Annotated in this window: 23 protein-coding genes and 1 tRNA gene; 4 read left to right on the forward strand and 20 right to left on the reverse strand. The window is 63.1% G+C overall.

Going from position 1 to position 23,663, the window contains the following annotated elements; translation table 11 throughout:
* Position 1 precedes the first annotated feature (1 nt).
* The 4 genes from AC1DMA_RS24220 (at position 2) to AC1DMA_RS24235 (ending at position 3,497) form a co-directional block, all read left to right on the forward strand.
* Entirely contained in the window at positions 2 to 1,012 is a 1,011-nt protein-coding gene (locus tag AC1DMA_RS24220) for a class 1 fructose-bisphosphatase (protein WP_478127038.1), read from the forward strand.
* Between the two features lie 11 nt (positions 1,013 to 1,023).
* A tRNA-Thr gene (locus AC1DMA_RS24225) sits at positions 1,024 to 1,099 on the forward strand.
* A gap of 354 nt (positions 1,100 to 1,453) precedes the next feature.
* On the forward strand, positions 1,454 to 2,422 hold the full coding sequence (locus AC1DMA_RS24230) for a hypothetical protein (RefSeq protein WP_478127039.1): 969 nt from the start codon (positions 1,454 to 1,456) through the stop codon (positions 2,420 to 2,422).
* A gap of 250 nt (positions 2,423 to 2,672) precedes the next feature.
* The gene (locus tag AC1DMA_RS24235; protein WP_478145721.1) at positions 2,673 to 3,497 is read left to right on the forward strand and encodes a hypothetical protein; all 825 of its coding nucleotides are present in this window, start codon (positions 2,673 to 2,675) and stop codon (positions 3,495 to 3,497) included.
* Between the two features lie 9 nt (positions 3,498 to 3,506).
* Here AC1DMA_RS24235 and AC1DMA_RS24240 read toward each other — a convergent pair whose 3' ends face one another.
* The 20 genes from AC1DMA_RS24240 to fliS all read right to left on the reverse strand — a co-directional run bounded on the left by AC1DMA_RS24240 (position 3,507) and on the right by fliS (position 23,663).
* Positions 3,507 to 4,241, reverse strand: a complete 735-nt coding sequence (locus AC1DMA_RS24240; protein ID WP_478127041.1) for an RNA polymerase sigma factor FliA — start codon at positions 4,239 to 4,241, stop codon at positions 3,507 to 3,509.
* A gap of 35 nt (positions 4,242 to 4,276) precedes the next feature.
* Positions 4,277 to 5,128 carry a MinD/ParA family ATP-binding protein gene (locus tag AC1DMA_RS24245; RefSeq protein WP_478127042.1) on the reverse strand — a complete coding sequence of 284 codons (852 nt, stop codon included), beginning with the start codon at positions 5,126 to 5,128 and terminating at the stop codon, positions 4,277 to 4,279.
* Positions 5,129 to 5,138: 10 nt separating this feature from the next.
* On the reverse strand, positions 5,139 to 7,610 hold the full coding sequence (gene flhF / locus AC1DMA_RS24250) for a flagellar biosynthesis protein FlhF (RefSeq protein ID WP_478145722.1): 2,472 nt from the start codon (positions 7,608 to 7,610) through the stop codon (positions 5,139 to 5,141).
* Complete coding sequence (gene flhA / locus AC1DMA_RS24255; RefSeq protein WP_478145723.1) at positions 7,607 to 9,700, reverse strand: flagellar biosynthesis protein FlhA; 2,094 nt, start codon at positions 9,698 to 9,700, stop codon at positions 7,607 to 7,609. The genes flhF and flhA overlap by 4 nt, the downstream gene beginning before the upstream one ends.
* Entirely contained in the window at positions 9,697 to 10,839 is a 1,143-nt protein-coding gene (gene flhB, locus AC1DMA_RS24260) for a flagellar biosynthesis protein FlhB (RefSeq protein WP_478145724.1), read from the reverse strand. The genes flhA and flhB overlap by 4 nt, the downstream gene beginning before the upstream one ends.
* 80 nt (positions 10,840 to 10,919) lie before the next feature.
* On the reverse strand, positions 10,920 to 11,561 hold the full coding sequence (gene cheZ, locus AC1DMA_RS24265; RefSeq protein ID WP_478145726.1) for a protein phosphatase CheZ: 642 nt from the start codon (positions 11,559 to 11,561) through the stop codon (positions 10,920 to 10,922).
* Between the two features lie 10 nt (positions 11,562 to 11,571).
* Entirely contained in the window at positions 11,572 to 11,958 is a 387-nt protein-coding gene (cheY, locus tag AC1DMA_RS24270) for a chemotaxis response regulator CheY (RefSeq protein WP_478127093.1), read from the reverse strand.
* 29 nt (positions 11,959 to 11,987) lie between these two features.
* The gene (locus tag AC1DMA_RS24275) at positions 11,988 to 13,013 is read right to left on the reverse strand and encodes a protein-glutamate methylesterase/protein-glutamine glutaminase (protein ID WP_478127094.1); all 1,026 of its coding nucleotides are present in this window, start codon (positions 13,011 to 13,013) and stop codon (positions 11,988 to 11,990) included.
* Positions 13,014 to 13,069: 56 nt separating this feature from the next.
* On the reverse strand, positions 13,070 to 13,729 hold the full coding sequence (gene cheD, locus AC1DMA_RS24280) for a chemoreceptor glutamine deamidase CheD (RefSeq protein WP_478127047.1): 660 nt from the start codon (positions 13,727 to 13,729) through the stop codon (positions 13,070 to 13,072).
* Complete coding sequence (locus tag AC1DMA_RS24285; protein WP_478127048.1) at positions 13,726 to 14,592, reverse strand: CheR family methyltransferase; 867 nt, start codon at positions 14,590 to 14,592, stop codon at positions 13,726 to 13,728. The genes cheD and AC1DMA_RS24285 overlap by 4 nt, the downstream gene beginning before the upstream one ends.
* 68 nt (positions 14,593 to 14,660) lie before the next feature.
* Positions 14,661 to 16,007, reverse strand: coding sequence for an EAL and HDOD domain-containing protein (locus tag AC1DMA_RS24290; RefSeq protein ID WP_478145727.1), 1,347 nt, complete (start codon positions 16,005 to 16,007; stop codon positions 14,661 to 14,663).
* Positions 16,008 to 16,082: 75 nt separating this feature from the next.
* A complete protein-coding gene (gene cheA, locus AC1DMA_RS24295) occupies positions 16,083 to 18,128 on the reverse strand; it encodes a chemotaxis protein CheA (RefSeq protein ID WP_478127050.1) in 2,046 nt (681 codons plus the stop codon).
* Positions 18,129 to 18,143: 15 nt separating this feature from the next.
* Positions 18,144 to 19,073: a flagellar motor protein MotB gene (gene motB / locus AC1DMA_RS24300; protein ID WP_478127051.1), complete on the reverse strand. Its 930-nt coding sequence runs from the start codon at positions 19,071 to 19,073 to the stop codon at positions 18,144 to 18,146.
* A gap of 1 nt (position 19,074) precedes the next feature.
* Positions 19,075 to 19,935 (reverse strand): flagellar motor stator protein MotA, encoded by an 861-nt coding sequence (gene motA / locus AC1DMA_RS24305; protein ID WP_478127052.1) that lies wholly within the window; start codon positions 19,933 to 19,935, stop codon positions 19,075 to 19,077.
* A 67-nt stretch (positions 19,936 to 20,002) separates the two neighbouring features.
* Positions 20,003 to 20,620: a flagellar transcriptional regulator FlhC gene (gene flhC / locus AC1DMA_RS24310; protein ID WP_478145728.1), complete on the reverse strand. Its 618-nt coding sequence runs from the start codon at positions 20,618 to 20,620 to the stop codon at positions 20,003 to 20,005.
* Complete coding sequence (gene flhD / locus AC1DMA_RS24315; RefSeq protein ID WP_478145729.1) at positions 20,617 to 20,970, reverse strand: flagellar transcriptional regulator FlhD; 354 nt, start codon at positions 20,968 to 20,970, stop codon at positions 20,617 to 20,619. The genes flhC and flhD overlap by 4 nt, the downstream gene beginning before the upstream one ends.
* A gap of 310 nt (positions 20,971 to 21,280) precedes the next feature.
* The gene (locus tag AC1DMA_RS24320; RefSeq protein ID WP_478145730.1) at positions 21,281 to 21,574 is read right to left on the reverse strand and encodes an EscU/YscU/HrcU family type III secretion system export apparatus switch protein; all 294 of its coding nucleotides are present in this window, start codon (positions 21,572 to 21,574) and stop codon (positions 21,281 to 21,283) included.
* On the reverse strand, positions 21,571 to 22,854 hold the full coding sequence (gene fliK, locus AC1DMA_RS24325; protein ID WP_478145731.1) for a flagellar hook-length control protein FliK: 1,284 nt from the start codon (positions 22,852 to 22,854) through the stop codon (positions 21,571 to 21,573). Before fliK ends, AC1DMA_RS24320 begins: the two co-directional genes overlap by 4 nt.
* Before the next feature lie 16 nt (positions 22,855 to 22,870).
* Complete coding sequence (locus AC1DMA_RS24330; protein WP_478127057.1) at positions 22,871 to 23,203, reverse strand: flagellar protein FliT; 333 nt, start codon at positions 23,201 to 23,203, stop codon at positions 22,871 to 22,873.
* Positions 23,204 to 23,240: 37 nt separating this feature from the next.
* Complete coding sequence (fliS, locus tag AC1DMA_RS24335; protein ID WP_478145732.1) at positions 23,241 to 23,663, reverse strand: flagellar export chaperone FliS; 423 nt, start codon at positions 23,661 to 23,663, stop codon at positions 23,241 to 23,243.

A 23,663-nucleotide genomic window follows, 5' to 3' on the forward strand; every position in this document is an offset into this window, starting at 1 on the left:
CATGGCTCAACACAAGATTTCACTCACCCGCTACCTCGTCGAACAACAGCGCGCCGACGGGTTGATCCCCGGCCAGTTGCGCCTGCTTCTCGAAGTGGTCGCCCGCGCCTGCAAGAGCATCAGCCAAGCCGTCAACAAAGGCGCGCTCGGCGGCGTACTCGGCTCGGCCGGCAGCGAGAACGTGCAAGGCGAAGTACAGAAGAAGCTCGACATCATCGCCAACGAAGTGCTCATCGAAGCCAACGAATGGGGCGGCCATCTCGCCGCGATGGCGAGCGAGGAGATGGACAGCATCTACGTCGTGCCCAACCGCTATCCGCAAGGCGAATACTTGCTCCTCTTCGATCCCCTCGACGGATCGAGCAACATCGATGTGAACGTGAGCATCGGCACCATCTTCAGCGTGCTCAAGAAGGCGGACGACACGCCCGGTGTTCAGGAAAGCGATTTCCTCCAGGCGGGCAGCAAACAGGTTGCTGCGGGCTACTGCATCTACGGCCCGCAGACCACGCTGGTGCTGACAGTCGGCGCGGGCGTCGCGATGTTCACGCTCGATCGCGAGCAAGGCTCCTTCATGCTCACGCAGGAAGACATCCAGATCCCGGCCGACACCAAGGAATTCGCGATCAACATGAGCAACATGCGCCACTGGGACGCCCCGGTGAAGCGCTACATCGACGAATGCCTCGCCGGCAAGGAAGGCCCGCGCGGCAAGGACTTCAACATGCGCTGGATCGCCAGCATGGTGACCGACGTGCATCGCATCCTGATGCGCGGCGGCATCTTCATGTACCCGTGGGACAAGCGCGAGCCTGAAAAGGCAGGCAAGCTGCGCTTGATGTACGAGGCCAATCCGATGAGCTGGCTCGTCGAACAGGCCGGCGGCGCGGCCACCAACGGGCGCACACGCATCCTCGATCTGGAGCCTTCGAAACTGCACGAACGCGTTGCTGTTGTGTTGGGGTCAAAGAATGAAGTCGAGCGAGTGACTGGCTATCACGAGACGCTATAATCGCGAGCTTAGCCGGTGTAGCTCAGTCGGTAGAGCAGCTCATTCGTAATGAGAAGGTCGGGTGTTCGATTCATCTCTCCGGCACCAATCGCAGGTAAAAAAGTCCGCTATCAAATCGATAGCGGACTTCTTTTGTTTGTGGGCTTCCTTAGGCAACTGCAGGCAAGTTCAAGCGGCATGGGCGCCTCGCATCTTTTCTCCAACGCATGGGACACAAGCCGATGCAGAAAGCTCTGCAACTCGAGGTCTTGGAAGACGAGCTTCGGGCCTGCCTATGGAACACAGTGGCGAAAGGCCTCTGGTTCCGCACTCGGGGATGGGCCGATGTCTGGCGGCTGCTGGCGCCATGAACTTGAATTCAGAACCCGGCGACCACACCTGCGTCAATAGCGAATGGCAACCGGATCGTCTACAGTCTGCGACTAGGACGGAGGACGCAGCATGCTCGAAGACACCTGGAGTCTCTTGAAGCTTGTGTTTGGATCAAGCCTTGTTTCGGGCGTCGTCAGCGTCCTTATCGTGGCGCCGCTTACCGCGACTTTGATCGAACGCCGACGCCGAAACAAGCTGCGAGACCTTCGTCAAGTCACGCTTTCGGTGCTGTTGGAAGACTTCCGCGCCCTTGCCAGGCCGTTGCTGATGAGCTGGATCAATTTTCAAGCGATGGAACGAGACAACGCCTTCGCCCCCACTCTGCTTGCGATCGCGCACAAATCCCACGCTAAAGCGATCGAATGGGACATCGCGAAGTTGGAGGATCTAAAGTTTTCCCGAGCCGTGGTCAAACAGCAGATCGATCAATTCGATAAATATCGAAAGGAGGCGATTAGGTGGCTCGAAGACTTCGAAGCGGCAGTGACCCGCACACTTGCGCAGACATCGTATTTCTCCGACAAGCTCGAACCCACCGAGTTCACCGCGGTGCTGGTAATCCGTGCGGAGCTGACGGAAGCAGTCCGTTGCACTCGCTCCTGGATCTTCTTCCTGCAAAGCGGACAACCTGGAGCAACACAGGAGCCGCTGAGTTTCAACTACTCGGGGGCTCTTTCAAGATTTCCGCAATACGTAGAGCAGTTCGGAAAAAGAGAAGACAACGATCCACCTCTTGTTCGAATCCTGGATCGTCACCTTGTTCCACTCGCCTATCCGAGGGAAGAGATTGAAAAATGGCTGAATACACCGCTATATACGTACTCTGAAGCGGACCTGTCAGAAGAGGTTCGAAATACTCTCGGCAGCAGCTTCGCAGACATATTGAAGGCACTCCCCAGCGTCGATGAACAACGACGCATGTTCAAAGCACTCGCTGAAGTCGATCGCAGCGCATTTGCGGAGTACCTTGCCGACTATGAGCACTGGCTACGGACCAAAAAGGAGGCAGCCGTTGGCCAACCTTCGACTTCGTCCTGAGCATTGGCCGGTGACGGGACCCAGTTCGTGTTCAGTTGCTCGTGGCTCGGCAGCCCCATGAACGTTCAGGGCCGCGCTTGTACCCGTCGCCGGCTTGTTGACCGGCCCGACCACCTCTCAGCATTGAAACCTGCGCCTCTTTCCCCCGCGCCTACGTGAAGTAATAGGCATACTTCAGTACTAAATCCAGCGCCCCGCGAGCGAAAACCACTCGCCGTTCGGAGAATCCGGTTGAAACGCTTGGAACTCCATGAACAACAACCGCGTCGGCTATCGCTTCGCCATCCTCGGACTCGTCTCTCTCGCTTTCGGCATCGCCTGCGTCGGCTGGGCGCCTTTATTGGGCGGCTTCAGCTTTGTCGGCGCGACCGCGTCGGTGTTCCTGGCGATGCTCAGCTTCAGCAAGTTGGCAGCGCTTCGTCGGCTGTTGCCGGATGCTCCCTCCACTCCGATCCCGGAAGCCAAGCGCGAGTCAGTGCGCGCGCCGATCGCCCCCCGTCAGCGCGGCGAAGTTGACGATCAGGTCAATGACGACGATGACGATGACGATGAGGAGGCGGAGCTCGCGGCCAGGCTGGCTGCATTGCGTGCCGCTGTGCAAGGTCCGAGCGAGCACCGTCCTGCCCCACGCGAGCCCGAGCAGGCGCATGGCGAGGAGCAAGCGCCCGATGCAGGAATCACGGTCATCGAGGAAACACCGCTCGAGCCGGAACTGGCCACTCTGTTCGAGCCCCCCGCAGTCGAAGCGCCGCCCGCGCCGACAACGCCCGCCTCCGGAATGCGGCAAATGGATGATCTGCGCGCAGAGCTCGCGCGCCTTCGGGAGAACGCCCGGATGCGGCAGGCTGCGACACCTGTCAGCGTTGCACCGCCAAACTTCCTCGAGGCGCCGTCGCACGCATCGGCAGCACCAAGCGCCAGTGATGCCGCGCTCCACGCTCCCGAGCTATTCGCTCGAACGGAATTCTCCGGGCTGCCAGGCGAGCGGCCCGCGCAGTCGTCATCCCTGCAAGAAGAAGAATTTCCGAGAACGGAGTTCGCAGGCCTCAGGGCTCCGTCCCCCTCGCGCACATAGCGCACCCCTTCAGAGCAGCTCCTTGAGCCGAGCTCTCAGGCGACTGATCGCCTGGCTGTGCAGTTGGCAGACGCGACTCTGGCTCACCTCGAGGATCGCGCCGATCTCGCGCAGGTTGAGTTCTTCCTCGTAGTAGAGATTCAGCAGCAACTGGTCGCGCTCCGGCAGCGCTGATATCGCGTCGACGAGCTGATGCCGAAAGCCGCTTTCCAGCAGTTGCTCCAGCGGATCGTCGCTGTCGCGCTGGCCCCGCCGTGCATCCTGCGCGTGCAAATCGAGGAACGGATTCTCCGCGTCTCCCTTCGCAAAATCTTCGACGTAGAGCAATTGGCAACCCTGGATCTCCTGCAGCAGCGACTGATAGCCCTCCAGGTCCATCTTCAGCTCCTTGGCGATCTCGCCTTCAGTCGGGGAGCGTCCAAGGCGGTGCTCCAGCTTCTGGATGGCCTTCTCGACGCCGCGCGCCGATTGGCGCAAGCCTCTCGACCCCCAGTCGCTGGCGCGCAGTTCGTCGAGCATCGCGCCGCGGATGCGCTGGCTGACGAAGGTCTCGAACTGCGCGCCCTTGTTGTCCTGATAGCGCGACGATGCATCGAGCAGGCCGATCATGCCGGCCTGAATGAGGTCGTCGAGTTCGACGCTGGCGGGCAGCTTGGCGATCATCTGCAGTGCGATGCGCCGCACGAGCGGCTGATGCTGCTCCAGAAGATGGGACTTCTCGATGGTTCCCTGAGCGGTGTACACGTCCGGTCCTTGTTCCGATGTTCAGGTTTTGCTGTTCAGGCGGCGACTGCGCGCGACGCGCGGGTCGCACCAGCAATCGAAGTTGCAATGCGGCGTTCGCGCGTGGCTTGCGCGGGCATGCGCCACGGCCATTGGCCCATGTCGCTGGCGACGCGGCGGAAGTCCACCGCGACGGGGCTGGCCGGAAAGGCCTCCACCATCGTCTGGCTCAATCGCCGTGCGTCCGCAAGGTGTGCATCTGCGCGAACCCAGCCGGCGGGCTCCAGCGAGACAGCGAGGTAGCGGCTGCCGGTGTTGGCGAGGTTGCCCATGACCGTGTGCGCCTCTTCGGCGTTCGAAGCCTTGTTTACCAGGAAGCGCAACTGCTTCAATCCGTGTGCGTAGTGCAGCCTCTTGATGCCCGAGTACGCGGTGGTCACTGAAGCGGCATTGGGTTGCAGCACGAGCACCAGTTCGTCCGCACCCTGCGCGAGCACTGACAACCGCCCCTCGGCATCGAGCGCGGCATCGATCAGGACGACGCCACCGCGGCACAGCGAACGCACATCCGCTTTCGCATGCACCATGCCGATCGGCGCTGGCAGCACGTCGACACCGCAACCGGCGCGGGCTGCCGCACCAGCGCACGTCAAGCGGCGATCGGCCACGTCGGCGAGCAAGCCTGGCGGCTCGACCGCCCACAGCGCGGCCGCGGAATCGGCGGCGGGATGATGCTCGTCAAGCAGCAGGACGTCCTTCCCCTGATGCACGAGGGCCGCACCCAGGTTCATGGCGGCGGTCGTCGCACCGTCGCCGCGGCGCATGCCCGCAACGGCAATCACCCGCGTGGGCGTGTGCGACAGGAGGCGGCGCAGTCCGTCCGCCTGGTCGGTCACCAGCTTGGTCATACAGCGCTCCTCAATCTTGCTTCTCCATCGGCTTCGGCTGCTGCGTAGGCGCGGTCGATTCGGTCCCGAGCGCCTCCAGCAACAGGAAGAGCTTGCTCACGCCGACATACAGCGCGTTTCCGGTCAAAGGCCGGCTCGACCGCACAGGACGCCCCGTCAACTGGTTGAGCAGCATTCGCGTGCGCTCGGCCCACTCGCCGTCTGCATGCAGCAGACGCCAGACGGTCGTGCCGACTTGTCCGGCGATCAACAGCCGCTTCATCATGTCGGGGTCACCCAGTTCACCGATGCCGCCGACGAGTTGCACGCCCTGGCGGATCAGCCGGAAGCACGGCTCCGCTTCAGCAGCCCATGACTGCCACTGCGCGAGCTGCCGGGCCGATACATGCATGCCGATGTTCGACAGCAGATACGTCTGCGCGATGATCTTGTTGCCCCGCGCATCGGTCACGCGCGTCACCACGCAGCGCAACGTCGGCACAGTGCATTGGTCAGGGATGCCGCGAAGTTGCACTTCGACATGGGCTTCGCACTGCATCGCCGCCTTGCCGCGGAACATCACCACCCTCGCCTCACCGAATGCATATTCGAGGCGCGACAGCTTGCTCGATGCGCCGTTCTGCGGATCGATCACGCCCGTCGAGCCCGGCGCGCGCGCAAACCACTTCTGCCCTTGCGCCTGCCATTCAGCCATGAACTCGAAGGCGGGCAGGCGCGGCAGCACATGCACGAGCGCTTTGCCGAAATCCTGCTGCCGGAGCCATTGCACCTGTCGCGCGCCGGGCTTGCGTCGCGCATCGGCGCCGCCACCCACAGCCGCTGTCGACAGCCACTGGTTGGGAGCGGAAAGCGGTTGGCCGGTGCGATCCGACATCAGAAGGCTGCCCTGGCATTCATAGGCATCGCCGCCTTCGTTCGACCGCAGGCCGACTTGTCCGCTCAACGCCAACACATGCTGGTCGCAACCGCCAGCGATCTCGCCGCGAGCGTGCGTCATGAGGTCCTGCAGCACGGTCTTCTGGCCGATGCTTTCGTCAGCCGCATTGCGCCAAAGGCGGCGTGCGGTCTCGAAGCCGATCGGCGCGCCAGCGAGCGCACCGGCGGCGGTCGCCAGCTCCTGCGCGTCGTGCGCCATGGCGCGGATGAGGTTCTGGTATTGCGTGCGAAGCCGGTCGGCTTCCGCGCGTGCCTGGACGACTTGCGCCGAAGGCGCCGCGCCCGAAGGCTCGTCCTGCATGTCGATCTCCGCGGGCACGAAGAGCGGGTTATGCCGGCGAGGCTGGAACACACTGTCCACCAACTGTGCGCGATCGGCCTGCATCAGATTCTCCGGCACCTTCTGGCCGCTGGAGATGTAGTGCACCGGGAGCCGGTGGCGGATCACGGTGTCGATGAGCGCACCCGGATGCGTGGCCTCGTCAACCTTGGTGAAGATACAGCCGGCCAGCTCGTTGCCGCCGCCATGGCGATAGGCGTGTACGACTTCATTGAGCGTGTCGCCGTGGCTCGTTGCATTCAAGAGCAGCAGCCGCTTGACGGGCCGATGGCTGTTGCACAGCATCGCGATCTGATCCGAGACCGCACGATCGCGCTGGCTCATGCCGACGGTGTCGATGAGCACCATGTGCTTATCACGCAGGTCCTGCAGCACGAGGTGCAGATCGGCAGCGTCCTTCACGCCGTATACCGGCACATTGAGGATTTGTCCGTAGATGCGCAATTGCTCGTAGGCGCCGATGCGGTAGCTGTCGGTGGTCACCAGCGCCAGCTTGTCGGCGCCGAAGCGCATCACGCAGCGCGCGGCCAGCTTGGCGGTCGTGGTGGTCTTGCCGACACCAGTGGGTCCCATCAGCGCATACACCCCGCCTTGCGCCAGCAGGGCATCTTCGTCTTCAAACACGGGCACGGCGCGAATCAACTCGGCCCGGGCGAAGGCCATGCCTTGCGCGTAGGTCTGGCCTGTGGGCAGCTTTTCCAGCATGGCCTTCGACAGGCGCGCGCTGAAGCCGGCACCGAGCAGCGTTCGCAGCAGGCGGCCACGCACGGGATCCTGCCGCTGCTTGTCGTTCCACACGACGCTTGCGAGTTGCTCTTCGAGCATGCCGCGCATCGAATGCAGTTCGTTGAGAACAACGTCGGCGTGAACAGGCGCGGCCTCTGGCTCGGCCTTTGCCGCCACTGCAACCGGCGGCACAGTTGGCCGGACCGGCGCCATCGGCGCAACCGGCGCCAGCGGCGTCGGCGGCGTCGGCGAAGCAATCGGCTCAGCGGCCTTCGCGGACACCATCGGCACTGCGCTTTGAAGCGCCTGCGTAACGTCGCCTTCGACCATCGCCACGATCTCGACGCCGTCGGGCAGCGCCCGATTGCTCAACACGATGGCCTCGGCGCCGAGGGCTTCGCGCACCAGGCGCAGTGCTTCACGACTGGTCGTGGCAACGAATTTGCGGGCCGTGGCCCGCACGTCTGTAGAAATACTCAACCTCTTCCTCCAATGGTGGCGGTGACTTTGATGTTGCGAGCGTCAGGGATCTCCGCATGGGAGAGCACCTTGAGTTGCGGCAGGCTGCGCCGCAGGAAACGGGAAAGCAGGACGCGCAAGCCGTGCTGAACGACGAGCACCGGTGCAAGGCCCATCTGCTCCTGTCGTGCGATGGCTGCCTGTGTCTGGCGCAGCAGGTTGTCGGCGAGTCCGGGCTCGATGCCGCTGCTGCTGGTCATTGCCTGCTGCAGCACGCCGTCGAGCGAACCGTCGAGCCCGATGACCTGCAATTCCGTGTCGCCGGGGAACAGGTGCTGAACGATCGCGCGGCCCAGCGCGAGGCGCGCCAGCGTCGTGAGTTCGGTCGCGTCCTTCACGGCCGGCGCGTGCTCGGCCATCACGTCGAGGATCGTGCGCATGTCGCGGATCGAGACTTCCTCGTCGAGCAGGTTCTGCAGCACCTTGTGCAGCGTGCTCAGCGAGACGACCTTCGGCACGAGGTCCTCGGTGAGCTTGGGCGCTGTCTTGGCGATCTGGTCGATCAGTTGCTGAACTTCCTGGCGGCCGAGCAGTTCGGCAGCATGCGTCTGGATCAGGTGGTTCAGGTGCGTCGCCATCACCGTACAGGCATCGACCACCGTGTAGCCGTAGATCTGTGCTTGCTGGCGCAGGTTGCCGTCGATCCACACTGCCGGCAGGCCGAAGGCCGGGTCCTGCGTCACGGTTCCCGTCAAGGTGCCGGTGACCTGACCGGGGTTGATCGCCATCCACTGGTTGGGGAAAGCCTCGCCGCGCCCAATCTCCACACCCTTGAGGCTGATGACGTAGCTGTTCGGCTTGATCTCCAGGTTGTCCCGAATGTGGACCACCGGGACGAGGAAGCCGATCTCCTGCGCAATCTTCTTGCGGATACTCTTGATGCGGCCGAGCAGTTCGCCTTGCTGCGACTGGTCCACGAGCGGGATCAGGCGATAGCCGACTTCCATGCCCAGCGGATCGACCAACGCGACGTCGTCCCAGGTGGCCTCCGCGGCTTCGGGCGACGGCATCACCGCAGCCTGCGCCGCAGCCGTCTGCTCCGCGGTGACGACCGGCTTGCGGAGGAACACACGCCGGCCGGTCCAGGCCAGGCCGCCCGCGATCAGCAGGAAGGCCAGGTTCGGCATGCCCGGGATCATGCCCATCAGGCCGATGATCCCGGCGGTCAGAAACAGCACTTGCGGGTTCGAGAAGAGCTGGCCCGTCAGTTGCCGGCCCACGTCCTCGTCCGTCGCGACGCGCGACACGATCACGCCGGCCGCGGTCGAGATCACCAGCGCCGGAATCTGCGCGACCAGGCCGTCGCCGATCGCGAGCAGCGTGTAGGTCGTTCCGGCCGTCGAAAAGTCGAGGCCATGCTGCACGACGCCAACGACGAGCCCGCCGATGATGTTGATGACCATGATCAACAAGCCGGCAACCGCATCGCCACGCACGAACTTGCTCGCACCGTCCATCGAGCCATAGAAGTCCGCTTCCTGCGCGACTTCGGTACGGCGCTTGCGTGCGACGTCTTCGCCGATCAGGCCGGCATTCAGGTCGGCGTCGATCGCCATCTGCTTGCCCGGCATCGCATCCAGCATGAAGCGCGCGCCGACTTCCGCGATGCGGCCCGCACCCTTGGTGATCACCATGAAGTTGATAAGCACCAGGATGATGAACACCATCACGCCCACAGCGAAGTTGCCGCCGACCAGGAAGTGCCCGAAGGCCTCGATCACCTTGCCTGCCGCGTCGGGCCCGGTGTGCCCGTGCATCAGCACCACGCGGGTCGACGCCACGTTGAGCGACAGCCGCAGAAGCGTGGAGAACAGCAGCACTGCGGGAAAGGCGGCGAAGTCCAGCGCCTTCATGGTGTACATGCTCACCAGCAGCACCATCACCGACATCGCGATGTTGAAGGTGAACAGCAGGTCCAGCAGGAAGGCCGGCAGCGGCAGCACCATCATGCTCAGGATCATGATGATGAGGATCGGCCCGGCCAGCCCCTTGAATTGGCTGCCGGAGAACATTTGCGTCGGCAGACGCATCAGGTTTGCCATCGAGTTCATGCGGCCTTCACGGTGTATTCGAGTGATTCAGGGATCGGCAGGTCGCGCGGCGTTCGCGGCGCTTCGCCGCCTTCGTCCTTCCAGCGCTTGAGCTGGTAGACCCATGCGAGCACCTCGGCCACGGCCGTATAGAGGCCCGACGGGATCTCGTCGCCCAGCTTGGTGTGCTTGTAGAGCGCCCGCGTAAGAGGCGGCGCTTCGAGGATCGCAACCTTGTTGGCTGCAGCGATCTCACGGATGCGCAGGGCCACCTGATCGGTGCCCTTGGCCACCACGCGAGGGGCGCGCATGTCGCTGTCGACGTATTTCAGTGCCACGGCAAAGTGCGTGGGGTTCGTCACGATGATGTCCGCCTTGGGCACTTCGGACATCATCCGGCGCCGGGCAACCGCCTGTTGCTGGCGGCGGATCTGCGCCTTGATGTGCGGGTCGCCTTCGCTTTCCTTGTGCTCCTGGCGAAGGTCTTCGCGCGACATGCGCAGCTTGCGGTAGTAGGTCCACAGCTGCCAGGGCACGTCGATCAGCGCAACCAGAAGCAGTGCGCCTGCAATCAACGCGCAGTTGCGTCCGACGAACATCATGGTTTGCGGCAGCGCGGCGCTGGCCGGAAGCGCCGTCAGCTGGATCACCCCGGCAATGTTGCGTGAGATGACCAGGTACGCCACGCCGCCGATCAGCATCGACTTGGCCAGTGCCTTGGTCAGCTCCACCAGCGATTGCGTGGAGAACATGCGCGCCACGCCGGCCAAGGGATTGAGCTTGCCGAAGTTGGGCGAGACCGCCTTGCCCGAGAACAGCCAACCGCCAAGCAGCATCGGTGCGACGACGGCGGCCACTACCATCATCGCGAAAAGAGGGGCGAGGGCCAGCAACGTCTGCAGTGCCATCGCTCCGGTACGCAGCATCATCTGCGACGGATCGAACACCGCGTCGCGTTCGAAGTGCAAGCCCTTGCGGAGCGCAGCGTCCATGGTGCCGCCGAGGGACGCTGCCGTGAACCACAGGCCTGCGATGGCCGTGCCCAGCATCACGAACGTGGTCAGTTCCCGCGAGCGGGCCACGTTGCCTTCTTCGCGCGCCTTCTCCAGGCGCCGCGCAGAAGCCGGTTCGGTTTTTTCGAGATCGCTTTCCTCAGCCATGGCTGATTATTCGATTCGTGGGCCCCGAACAATCGCCCGATCAAGCGTGCTATCGCCCTCCTTCTCTGCGAATCAAGTGATCAGAAGCCGAGGCTCTCCAGCAGGTCGTCGACCTGCGACTGGTCCGTCACCGCGTCGGGATTCCCCGGCACGATCTGCGGCCCGTTCATCAGGTTGTTGCTGCTGATTTCCTGTCGCTTCTCGGCGGGCGAATTGTCGATCAACACCTGCAACAGTTGCGTCTCGACCTCGTTGACCACTTCCATCATCTTCTTGATGACCTGGCCGGTCAGATCCTGAAAATCCTGCGCCATGAGGATTTCCATCAGCTGGGAGTTGATCGCGCTCGCCTTCTGCGGCACGTCCAGCAGGTAGCCGCGCGTGTCCATCACCAGCTCCCGCGCGTGGTCAAGCTCGATCGGGTTGGCAAACCATTCGTCCCACCGTTTGCTCAATCCCTTTGCATCGGTCGCGAGGCCTTCCTGAAGCGGCTGCGCCACGTCGATGGCATTGAGCGCCCGGTGCGCCGCGCGCTCGGTGGTCTCGGCGACATAGTTGAGCCGGTCCCTTGCGCCGGGGATGGCCTGAGCGGCCTTTTCCACCTGCTTGTCCAGGCCCAGCTCGCGCATGCCTTCGCGCAATTGGCGCGTCAACTGCCCGATGCGCCCCAGCAGTTGCTCGGCGGTGTTCCCCTGTTCTCGTTCGGAGGGGTTTGGGTTCATGGCTTGCCCCTTACTTGTTCAATTTCTCGAAGATCTTGGTGATCTTCTCTTCGAGCGTTGCGGCCGTGAATGGCTTGACCACATAGCCGTTTGCACCGGCCTGGGCCGCAGCGACGATGTTTTCCTTCTTGGCTTCGGCGGTCACCATCAGCACGGGCAGCTTGCCCAACTCGGGGTCGGCACGAATGGTCTGCAGCATCGTGAGGCCGTCCATGTTCGGCATGTTCCAGTCCGACACCACGAAACCGAAATTGCCGCCGCGCAGCTTCTCGATGCCGGCGGCGCCGTCTTCCGCTTCGTCGACATTGAGGAAGTCGAGTTCTTTCAGAAGATTGCGCACGATGCGCCGCATGGTGGGGAAGTCATCCACAACCAAAATTTTGATGCTCTTGTCGATCACGATTTCTCTCACTCCAACAGTTCGTTTCAAACCCGATTCGTACGCGCACCGAAAGTGCGCAAATGCGCCAGCACGCGCCGGCTCATTTCTCCCAGTGGTGCGACTTCATCAGCCGCACCCAATGCAATCGCCTCCTTCGGCATGCCGAAGACGACGCAGCTCGCCTCGTCCTGCGCCAGCGTGTAGGCTCCGGCCCGTTTCATGCGCAGCAAGCCTTCGGCGCCGTCCCTGCCCATGCCGGTGAGGATCATCCCGATGGCGTTCTTGCCGGCGTGCTTGGCCGCCGAGTCGAACAGCACGTCGATGGAGGGGCGATGGCGGTTCACCGGCGGCTCCTGATCGAGATGCGCAACGTAGTTCGCGCCGCTGCGGCCCAAGGACAGATGGAATGCGCCGGGCGCGATGTAGGCATAGCCAGGCAGCACACGCTCGCCGTGCTCGGCCTCCTTGACGGTGATGCGGCAGAGCCCGTCCAGGCGCTGCGCGAAAGAGCGCGTGAATCCCGCCGGCATGTGCTGCGCGATGAGCACCGCCGGACAATCCGGCGGCAATGGCTGCAGCACCTCGCGAATGGCTTCGGTGCCACCGGTCGACGCGCCGATGATGATGAGCTTTTCGGTACTCAGCAGAGGGCTGCGCAGCAGCGCTTCCGGCGGAGCATCGCCCGTCGACTTCGCCGGTCCGCCATGGCGTGAAGGCAGCAGGCGCGCGCTGAAGGCAGTACGGATCTTCCCCGTGATCAGCTCCGTGTAGTTGAGCAGGCCGTCGCGCACGCCGAGCCTCGGCTTGGTGACGAAGTCGATGGCACCGAGCTCCAGGGCACGCAGCGCGATCTCCGAGCCGCGTTCGGTCAACGAAGACACCATCACCACCGGCATCGGCCGCAGGCGCATGAGCTTGTCGAGGAATTCGAGCCCGTCCATGCGCGGCATCTCGACGTCGAGTGTCAGCACGTCGGGGTTCGTAACCTTGATGAGGTCGCGCGCCACCAGCGGATCGGCCGCGGTGCCAACCACCACCATATCGGGCTGGCTGTTGATGATTTCGGTCATCACGCTGCGTATCAGCGCCGAATCGTCGACGCACAGCACCTTGATCTTGTTCGCGCTCACCAGTTGCCTTTGTTCTTGGCCACGGACATCGTCTCGGCCGCGGAATTGTTGGACTTGTAAGGGCTGAGGCCTGCGCGAGGCGCGGCCAGCTTGCGAAAAAGCTCGCCCTCTTCTTTTTGAATCAACTGCACATCGGCGCTTGCGCGGAGCTTTCGCACCACGGCCTTTCCACTGGCCGGCATGAAGCACACGCGTCGCGCGTGCTGCCCCCGCAGATCCTGTGCGGCGACGCTGATTCGCTCGGCGTTCAGGTAGCGCAGCACGAAGTCCGCATTGCGATCGCCGATGTTGAGCGTGGTCATGTTCGCGAGCACCGCCGCGCCGCCGAACACCTTGGCCTGCAGGCGATCGCGGCGCGCACCCGAGCGGATCAGTTCGCGAATGAGCACGTCCATTGCATAGGCGCCATAGCGCATGGATTCGGTCTGGTCGCGCGCGGTCGAATCGCCTTCCTCGGGCAGCATGAAGTGGTTCATGCCCGCCACTCCGTTGTCGATGTCCACAATGCACGCCGCCACGCATGAGCCCAGCACCGTCGTCAGCACCGTATCGGTCGTCGTCACGTAGTACTCCGAAGGCAACAGCTTCACTGCCATCTCGCCGACGTCGCGATCGAAGTAGTGGTGGGTCGCGACCGCGCCCGGCACGGCGGTCATGGGGACACCTTGGCCCCGCCTCGTGCGAGTTCGTACACCGTGTGGCCCAGCGGCTTGAAGGTCTGGTTCACGAGCGAAGCGTTTTCCGAATGGCCGGCAAACAGCAGGCCGCCGGGCTTCAGCAACGGCGCGAAGCGGTCCAGCACCTTCTTCTGCGTCGGCTTGTCGAAATAGATCATCACGTTGCGGCAGAAGATCGCGTCCACCGGGTCCTTGACCGACCACGACGGGTCGAGCAGGTTGAGCCGCGAGAACTTCACCATGGCGGCCACCTCGGGGCGGATGCGCACCTTGCCGGCGTTGCAACCTGTGCCCTTGTTGAAGAAGCGCCGAAGGCGTTCCGGCGAGAGCCGCGCGACCTGCTCGCTCGTGAAGACGCCGGCCGCCGCCTTGGCAAGCACCGCCGTGTCGATGTCCGTCGCGATCACCTTCGCCGAAGCCGCGCGCTCCCCGAGCGCCTCAATCAGGGTGATGGCAATCGAATAGGGCTCCTCGCCGGTCGACGCGGCCGAGCACCAGATGGTGATCGGCTGCTGCAGCTTGCGCGCATGCTCGGCCAACACCGGAAAGTGATGGGCCTCACGAAAGAACGAGGTCAGATTGGTCGTCAGCGAATTGATGAACGACTGCCACTCCTCGCCGTCCTGACGAGATTCAAGCAGGTCGAGGTATGACGAGAAGCCCGAGAGCTGCAGTTCCCGAAGCCGACGCGAAAGCCGGCTGTAGACCATCTGCCGCTTCTGCTCGCCGAGCGCGATGCCCGCGCGACGATGAATGAGCGTCCTGATCTTCGAGAAGTCGCTGTCGGTGAAATGGAATTCAGTGTTCACGGCCGATGTCTGTGCATGGCTTTCAATGTACATAGCAGGCTCTCGTCGCAATGGGTCGATCAAGGGGGCATTTGCGGCGCATATCGCAACATGCGGGGGGCTCAGTCCGTGCGGTCGAGTGCGCTGGCCTCGTGCGACCAGACCATCGCGGCAAGATGAACCGCGTTCACCTGGCCGGCACTCACGAAGAGCGCCTCTGCGCGGCGCGCGGCTTCCGCGCCGTCGGTCTCGCAGGCCTCCACCAGCGCAAGGAACGGCGCATAGACGCCCTTGCGTTCGAGGATCGCCTGTTGCACCGAATCGGCGAGTTGCACCTTGGCGAGCACTTCCGCCATCGGAATGCCCAGCAGTTGATCGATGAGCGAGAGCATCCCAACGACGAACAGGTTGTCGGATTCGCTCGGAGGCAGCATGCCCTGCCCCATCAGCTCGACGAAGCGTCCGCGCAAGATCGCCTGCTTCATCATGAACGGCGAGCTCGCCCTGTTGCTGGTGGCAAGCAGTATCGACAGCCAGCGAAAAAGCGGCGAATAGCCCAGCATGGCGACCGCATGGCGCAAGGAGGTGATCTCCACGCCCGCTCCGATGGCCGGTGAGTTGATGTGGCGCAGCAGGCGGTAAGTCAGTGCCGCATCGCGCTTCAGAGCCGATTCGATGGAGCGCACGTTCTCGTTACGCTGGAGCATGTGCATCAGCCGCACGATGAGCACTGATTCGGGCTGCAGCGAGTCGCCGGTGAGCTCCACCAGCGGACGGCCCTGTGTTCCGTCGACGAAGACATCCACGCGCCGACCGGCCAGTGCCTCGAAGTCGCTCCAAGCCTTCATGCGAGTTGCGATCAACTGCATGGGCGGGCGGCCGGGCTCTTCGTTGAGCCGGATTTGCGCGATCAGCTCCGGATCGCCCTCGCCGACGTCCAGGTGCGTGACGATCTCCAGTAACTCAGGCTCGAGCGGCAGTTCCTTGGCGCCCCGCAGCATGAAGCTGAAACCCTGCTCACGCAGGAAGAGCAGCATCGAACGCGTGTCCGCATCCGCCATGTCTTCCATTCCCATGCAGAGGACCACGTTGCCGGATGGGAGGCTCTGCAACTCGTTGAGAAAGAGCGCGTCGACCGTCACGTCCAGAAACGCGACAAGCTGCCCAAGCCGCCAGCCACCGTTGGCAGCGACAAGGTGTTTGGAGATGCACGACAGCAGCGCCCTGAACTGGGCCGAAGCATCCGGCAAAGTCGAATCGTCGCCGACGGCACGCCAGCCGAAGCGGTAGCCCTTGACGCGCATTTGTGCGTCGAGCTGCAGCGCATAGCTGATGTAGCCGTTGGACTCGGATGACAGCAGCGCGTCTTCGACACTCCGGCCGGCGTTCTCATCAGTCTGGCCCGGCGCGGCCCCGGGAACAATCGTGCCATCCGTCGATACCGGGCGGCGGAAAAAGTCAAAGCGCATTGCGGGGGTCTCCGTCAGAAACTTGAATCAAGCACCCCGTCTCAACAGGATGGCCGGGGCAATGCATGGAAAGGATTAGGCAGCGATCGCCGTCATCCTCGAAGCACCGGCCAGTGCCGCGGCACCTGCGGCCTGCGCGCGCTGGATACGGGGCATGGCTGCGACGTCGATGATGAAAGCCACGCTGCCGTCGCCAAGAATGGTTGCCGCGGAAATTCCGGGGACCTTGCGGTAGTTGGTCTCCAGGTTCTTCACCACCACCTGGTGCTGACCGAGGAGTTCGTCGACCATCAACGCAAAGCGTGTGTCGTCGGCCTGCACGATGACGAGAATGCCCTGTGTCGGATTCACCTGCGCGGCGGCGACGTCGAAGACGCGATGCAGTTCGATCAGCGGCAGGTATTCGCCGCGCACCTTGATGACGTGGCCGTCGCTCGTGATCGAATGCAGATGGTCCGGCAGCGGCTGCAGCGACTCGATGACGTAGCTCAAGGGCAGGATGTAGGCTTCATTGCCGACCTTGACGGACATGCCGTTGAGGATCGCCAGCGTCAGCGGCAGCACGATGCGCGTGGTGGTGCCGTGTCCGCCGCGCGAGTGGATTTCCACGTGGCCGCCCATCTCCTGGATGTTGCGCTTGACCACATCCATTCCGACGCCGCGTCCCGAGATGTCGGTGATCTGCTCGGCCGTCGAAAAGCCCGGCGCAAAAATCAGCTGCCAGACTTCTTCGTCGGGCATCGACTCGTTGACCGGCAGGCCCTGTTGAATGGCCTTGGCAAGGATCTTCTCGCGATTGAGCCCGGCGCCGTCGTCGCTCACTTCGATCACGATGTTGCCGCCGTGATGCTGCGCGGACAGTAGCAGTTGGCCTGTAGCGTCCTTGCCTTTCGCGAGCCGGACGTCTGGCGTCTCGATGCCATGGTCGAGGCTGTTGCGCACGAGGTGCGTGAGCGGGTCGACGATGCGTTCGATCAAGCCCTTGTCGAGCTCCGTCTCCTTGCCGAAGGTGTCCAGCCGGACCTGCTTGCCCAGCTTGGCGCTGACGTCGCGGATCACGCGCGGGAAGCGGCTGAAGACGTAGTCCATCGGCATCATGCGAATCGACATGACCGATTCCTGCAGGTCGCGCGCGTTGCGCTCCAGATGGCCGAGGCCGCTCAGGAAGCGCTCGTACGCCACAGGGTCGAGCATGGTGGCCGCCTGCGTCAGCATCGATTGCGTGATGACGAGTTCGCCGACGAGGTTGATGAGCTGGTCGACCTTCTCGACGTCCACGCGGATGGAGCTGGATTCCTTGCCGCCCTGCGCCGCCGGCTGTGCTGCCTGTGCGACCGGTGATGCGACCGGTGATGCAACCGCCGCTGCCTGCGGCTTTGCGCTCTCGGCGGGCTGCGCCACGGCTGGTTCAGCCGCTGGCAATGCTGGAGCCGGTGCAGCTTCTGCGGCAGCGCCCCGCGCAATGTCGATCTGCGATTCATCGATGACGAAGCAGCAAACGGCAATGATGTCGTCCGGCTCGCAGGTGGTCTCGAGCATCACGGTCAGCTGATCGTTGGTGCGCGTGCGCGATGCGACCTTGCCGAGGTTGCCCAGTTCGTCCGCCAGCAGATCGCATTCGCTGTCCGACAGGCCCGACAGGCGGATGCACAACGTGCCCGGGGCTGCGGCAGGCGCTGCAACGGGCGCGGGCGCCGGAGCGGCCACTGGAGCGGCGCCGGGCTTGTCCCCGCCGCTGTTTTCAAGTGCGAGTTGCTGAAGCACCGCGCAGATCTGCGCGACTCGCGCGGGCTCGGGCTCTTTGCCCGCCTGATAGGCGTTGAGTTGTTCTAGCAAGGCGTCCTTCGTTTCCAAAAAGGCATCGATCATCGGACCGCTCAGGCGAAGCTGCCCGTGGCGTGCCCGGTCCAGGAGGTTCTCCAGCAGGTGCGTCGTTTCGGTCAACGCAGTGAAGCCGAAGGTGGCCGCGCCGCCCTTGATCGAATGGGCCGCGCGAAAGATGGCGTTGAGTTGCTCGCTGTCCGGCGAGGCCACGTCGATTTCGAGGAGCAGTTGCTCCATCTGCGCCAGAAGCTCGATGGCTTCGACAAAGAATGCTTGGGAAAACTGGCTGAGGTCCATCTTGATGTTCCGCTGTTATTGCGTCGCTGCTGAAGGCTTGAGAGACGACGACTTCACGATGTCGCCGCCTGCGTCGGTGGACAGCGACGTGCCGGCCCTGGTGGTGGCGACTTCGCCGCTGTTCTCGCGTTCGATGCGATCCTGCGTCTGCCGGTTGAGCAGGATGATGCTGATGCGTCGGTTGATCGGATTGCGCGGGTTCGCGTTGTCCAGATGCATGCTGTCGGCCAGGCCGACCACGCGCAGGACCTTGCCTTCGGTCATGCCGCCGGTGACGAGCTCGCGCCGCGACGCGTTCGCGCGGTCCGCCGACAGCTCCCAATTGCCGTAGGCCTTGTCTCCATTGGAGTAGACGATCGCATCGGTGTGTCCCGACAGCGTGATCTTGTTCGGCAGGTCGTTCAGCGTCGGGCCGAGTTCGCGCAGGATCGCGCGCATGTGCGGCACCACGCGCGCGCTGGCGAGATCGAACATGGGGCGCTTGTCGCTGTCCACGATCTGCAGGCGAAGGCCCTCCGTGGTGATGTCGATCAGGATCTGCGAGCGGAATTGCTTGAAGACGGGGCTGTTCTCGATGAGGGAATCCAGCCGCTTCTTCATGTCGGCCAACCGTGTGGCGTCCTCCATCTCCTCGCGTTCGGCGTCGGAGAGCTTCACTTCACCTTCGGTCTGCATGACGTCGGCGCCGCCGCCAGGAATCATGCTGGTGCTCAGGCTGCTCTTCTCGCCGCCGGCCAGCGCGACTTTCAATGGCATGCGGAAGTGCTCGGCAATGCCCTCGCGCTGCTTGGGCGACGAAATCGACAAGAGCCACATGACGAGAAAGAAGGCCATCATGGCCGTCATGAAGTCGGCATAGGCGATCTTCCAGCCGCCGCCGTGATGGCCGCCGCCGTCGCCCGCGGCAACCCGCTTGACGATGATGCGGTTCTTGTCTGCGGACACGTCAACGCGCCTTGACTTCGCGGACGTGGTCGTCCAGCTCGGTGAATGACGGGCGCTCTGTCGAGAAGAGCACCTTGCGGCCGAACTCCACGGCCAACTGCGGTGCGTAGCCATTCAGGCTGGCGAGCAGCGTGACCTTGGCGCACTGGTAGACCTTCATGCCCTCTTCCACCTTCTGGTCGATCACGGTCGCCAGCGGCGTCACGAAGCCATAGGCCAGCAGCACGCCGAGAAAGGTACCGACCATCGCGTGCGCAATCAGCGCGCCCATCTCCGACGGCGGCAGGTTGGCCGAACCCAGTGCATGCACAACGCCCAGCACTGCCGCGACGATGCCCAGCGCAGGCAGTGCATCGGCCACGCGCGCGAGGCTGTGCGAAGGCACTTCGGCCTCGTGGCGGATGGTCTCGATTTCGTGGTCCATCAGCGCCTCGATCTCGAAAGCGTCGGTGTTGCCGCTGATGAGCAGGCGCAGGTAGTCGCAGAGGAACTCCATCACGCCCGCGTCCGCCATGATCGACGGGTAGCGGTTGAAGATCTCGCTTTCGGCCGGCGACTCGACGTCGTTCTCCAGCCGCATCATTCCTTCCTTGCGTGCCTTGGCGAGCAACTCATACAGCAGCGCGAGTAGGTCCATATAGAGCTGCCGGTTGTGCTTGGACGTACGCAGCAGCAACGGCAGTTCCTTCATCGTCGCCTTGATGACTTTGCCGTTGTTGCCGGCGATGAAGGCACCGAGTGCGGAGCCGCCGATCATCAGCAACTCGACCGGCTGGAACAGGACGCCAAAATGCCCGCCCATGATGGCGTAACCCCCGAACACGGCCCCGAGGACCACCAGATATCCAACCAGCACGAGCACACGAGTCCCCTTCGCCCTGAGGCGTCAATTCAAAAAGCCTGAAAGCCTGGATTTCGACCAGACCTGTTCAGCGGGCGGCGTCCCCTGTGGCAGACAGGACGGGTTCCGCCAGCGGCGGAAGCGAGGCGTCGGAAGCGGCTTGCGCCTCCAGGTCGAGGTCGATGCGCTTGGGGCCGCGCGCCTTGCCCGCACGCGAAGGCGGCCGGCAGAGAACACACACATAGCCGCGCTTGTTGTCGTGCGCATGCGCGACGAATTGCCCGCCGCAACGGCTGCAGGCGCTCAACTGGAGCATGTCGCTGTCGAAAAAGCGGACCATCGTGTAGGCACGTGTGAAATCCAGCACGACTTCGCCCCCGTGCGCCTCGATTTGCTCCATATAGAGCCGATAGCTCTTGATCAACGCCTGGAGTTCGCTTTCATTGGCTTCCACCAGCATGAAGCGGTACATGTTGTAGAACATCGACGAGTGGATATTCGCCAGCCAGGTCATGTACCAGTCCGTTGAAAACGGCAAAAGGCCCTTGGGCGGCGAAACACCCTTCAATTCCTTGTAGAGCCTGATCAAGCGCTCGCGACTGAGCCCGACTTCCGCCTCCAGGAATTGAAGACGGGCCCCGAGCTCGATGAGCTCAATTGCCAATTGAACCTGGCGAACTTCGCCGAGAACGCTTTTCTTGGTCATGCCATTGCGCCCGTTTCGCGCGCCTGCATTTGCCGGGCCGCCATCAGGATGGCCATGTGCGCCTGCTGCAGGGTCGAGTCCTTGCCTTCGCCAAAGACGGCGAACATGGGGTGATCGTCGAGCCGAAAACTGCAAAGCAGAAAATTCGAAGCTGCCAATTTGACGATCTGCGTGAGCGACATATTTGCCAGCAAATCGGCCAATTCACGACCAACACCCAATCTGTACATCGCCGCGGCACGATCTTGTTTGGCAAGCTTCTGTGCAAGCAGCATATAAGCGAGATTAATGTCGCCTATCTCTTTCGAGATTTCGCCATTGTTCACGCCGCTGTCATTTTCCAATTCCACTCTGCACTCCGTTTGGTTCGGTATCTAGTCTAAACACAAAATTTACAATCGTTAACACTCTGCAAACACTATCCCGAAAAGTGAGACTTTTCTTACAAGCCAGTCAGCCTCGGACTGCATGCAAAGCCTTTTGTATTCTGAATGTAAGACGAAGGCATACATCTAAACATTCGGCCGCGTTCAATTAGAGTATTAAAAAAGTATTAAGCACAGATTTGTTTTCCTGAATGCCGGCTTAATTCAAAGGCCTTCTCAATGAAATTTCATTCATGTTGGACGACATGGCTTTATATGAGGACCGTGAAATATTTCATGCCGCACGCGCCCGTGACGCTTGAGCGTCACCTTCGAGACCGTGAATCCAAACCATGACCTCGGCGACGGCGAGGTACAGCGCCGGCGGGATCTGGCGATCGAGGTTCACTTGCATCAAGAGCTTGACCAGCTCCGGTGAGGAATGGACGTAGAGCCCGTTCGCCCTGGCCTCTCGCATGATCGATTCCGCAACCACCCCGTAGCCCTTCGCCACCACGACCGGCGCCTTGGAGGAATCCGCATGAGACAGCGCCACGGCGCCCTGGCGATCGTCGGCCAATGCGTTCATGGCTGCGGCTCCATGGCCTCGACGTGAAGCTCCTGCAGGCGCAGTCCCGCGGTCTTCATGCGCCGCGAGAGTTCGCCGCCATCGGCGCGCATGCGCTCGACCGTCGATGCGTCGCGCGCTTTCAGTCGTGCTTGCACGCTGTCGCCACTGAGGCTCAAGCGAAGATCCACGGCGCCGAGGCGCGGCAGGTCGAGCGCTACGGTGGTCGACCATGGCCGCGGCGCTTCTTCCTCGCCGGCGCCACGCCCTTCGTTGTATCCACGGTCTTCGCGCTCTTCGGTCTCTTGATGCACCGACCAATCCATCGGCACACCGGGCCAAGCCTGGCCGTTCCACCTGAAGACGGACGTGGCGAGCAAATCGAGTTGCTGGTGCACCAGCGTCACTGCCTGAGGATGAATCATCTCGGCCGCAGCCGGCGAGCTAGCGATGGAGGCAACTGCCACATGGCGCGAGGCCGTCGCTTCGGCCGCTCTGGCTGTGGGTGTGGCATCGCGGTCGATGATGGGTGCCGCTTCGCTCCAGCGGTAAGCCGCCTGCACGCGAGCAACGTCGGGATGAGCAGCATCCGCCTCCGCAACAGCCGCATGGTCGCTCGGCAAGTGCGCGGCGGCCGGCGGCTTCGCATCGGCGTGCGTGGGGCGGGCACTGTCCGCTGGGCTCTGCCTGGATGACGCATCCTGGAGGATCGTGTCCACCGAAGTGCCCGTTGATGCGACGGTCTGCTGAGAAACATCGCTCCAGGCGCCCGCGGCGGGGGCCGTCGACGTCGATGTCGTTGTGCTCGTCGGCATGGCGCCAGGCCACTGCGCTTGCGGCTCGCGTGCGATTTGCGCCAGCGTGCGGCTGCCTGCCGCGAACTCGGCGAGGTGCGATTCGTAGAAGAGCCCGCTTTCCGCCACTGTCTGCGAGAGCGCTCCAGCCACCGCCGCCGCTGACGGCCTCTGCGCCGAAGGCCATGCCGGCGCCGGGCCGCGCACAGGACCTGCGTCGCCATGGAGGTCCGCCAGCAACGCGCTGATAAGACGGGCGGTGACGGAGAGCTCCGCCTGCACGGAGCGCGGAGCGCCTTCGGGATGCGGCGTGCCCGGGGCTCCCGCAGCAATCAGCCGATCGAGCGCGGCATTGGAAGGCAGCCGCACGTCGTTGCCGACTTTGCCCACACCGAGCACCGGGCCGGGTGCGCCGATCTCCGCCTCACCCTTGATCGCGAGCACATCCAGCCGCGGCAAAGCCTTTGCCGTCAGCAGGGTGTCGATCAATCCGGACAGTCCGATCATGGCGATGTCGAGCTATTCAGTGCGAAGGGCCGTAGGCCTTGCCGAGGCTTCGCTGCTGGCTCAGGAAGCTCATGCGTTCGATAAGCTGCACGATCTGCGGCTTGACGAGTTGGCACACTTCTTCCTGGTCGGCGCGAATGCGCCCGATGAGCCGCCCGATTTCATCGAGCTGAGCCGGCTCCAGCGTCTCGAGCGGCTCCAGCACCTTGAGCCGGTCGACCACTGCCGAGCATTGCGCTTCGAGTTCGGGAAGCCGGCCCCATTCCTTTGACCGCGCGAGGTCCGCCATGAGCGCGACGCGCGAAGCCAGTTGGTCGTAGCAATGCACGACTTCACTCCTGATTGACATGTTGTCCCTTGTGTCTTTCATTGCCGCATCAGCCGCTTCAACCGCGTGCAGCACCGGCGTCAATCTCGCGCCATGCCGAGCCGATGCTCTCGAGAAGTTGCTCGGCTTCGCCCAGCGCTTGCACGTCGTTGCGCAGGTTGGCGAACATGAGCCGCTGGATGACATAGTCGTAAAGCGCAGACAGGTTCGCCACCAGCGCCTCTCCGGCAGGCCCTGCCGCATTCGCATCGAGGCTCGCCTTGAGGCCGTTGTCGACGATGCCGATGGCCTTGGAGATCGCAGTGCCCTTGGCGACGATTTCGCCGGCCACCATGTGGTGGCGCGCCATGCCGATCGCCGTCTTGGCGCCATCGAACAGCATGCAGATGAGCTGGTGCGGCGAAGCGCTCATCGCGCTCGTTTCCACGCCCAGGCGCGCATACGCGCCAGCGCCGGACCTGAATTGGTGTGATGTGTACAT

Source organism: Variovorax sp. 05N34 (assembly GCF_056397405.1).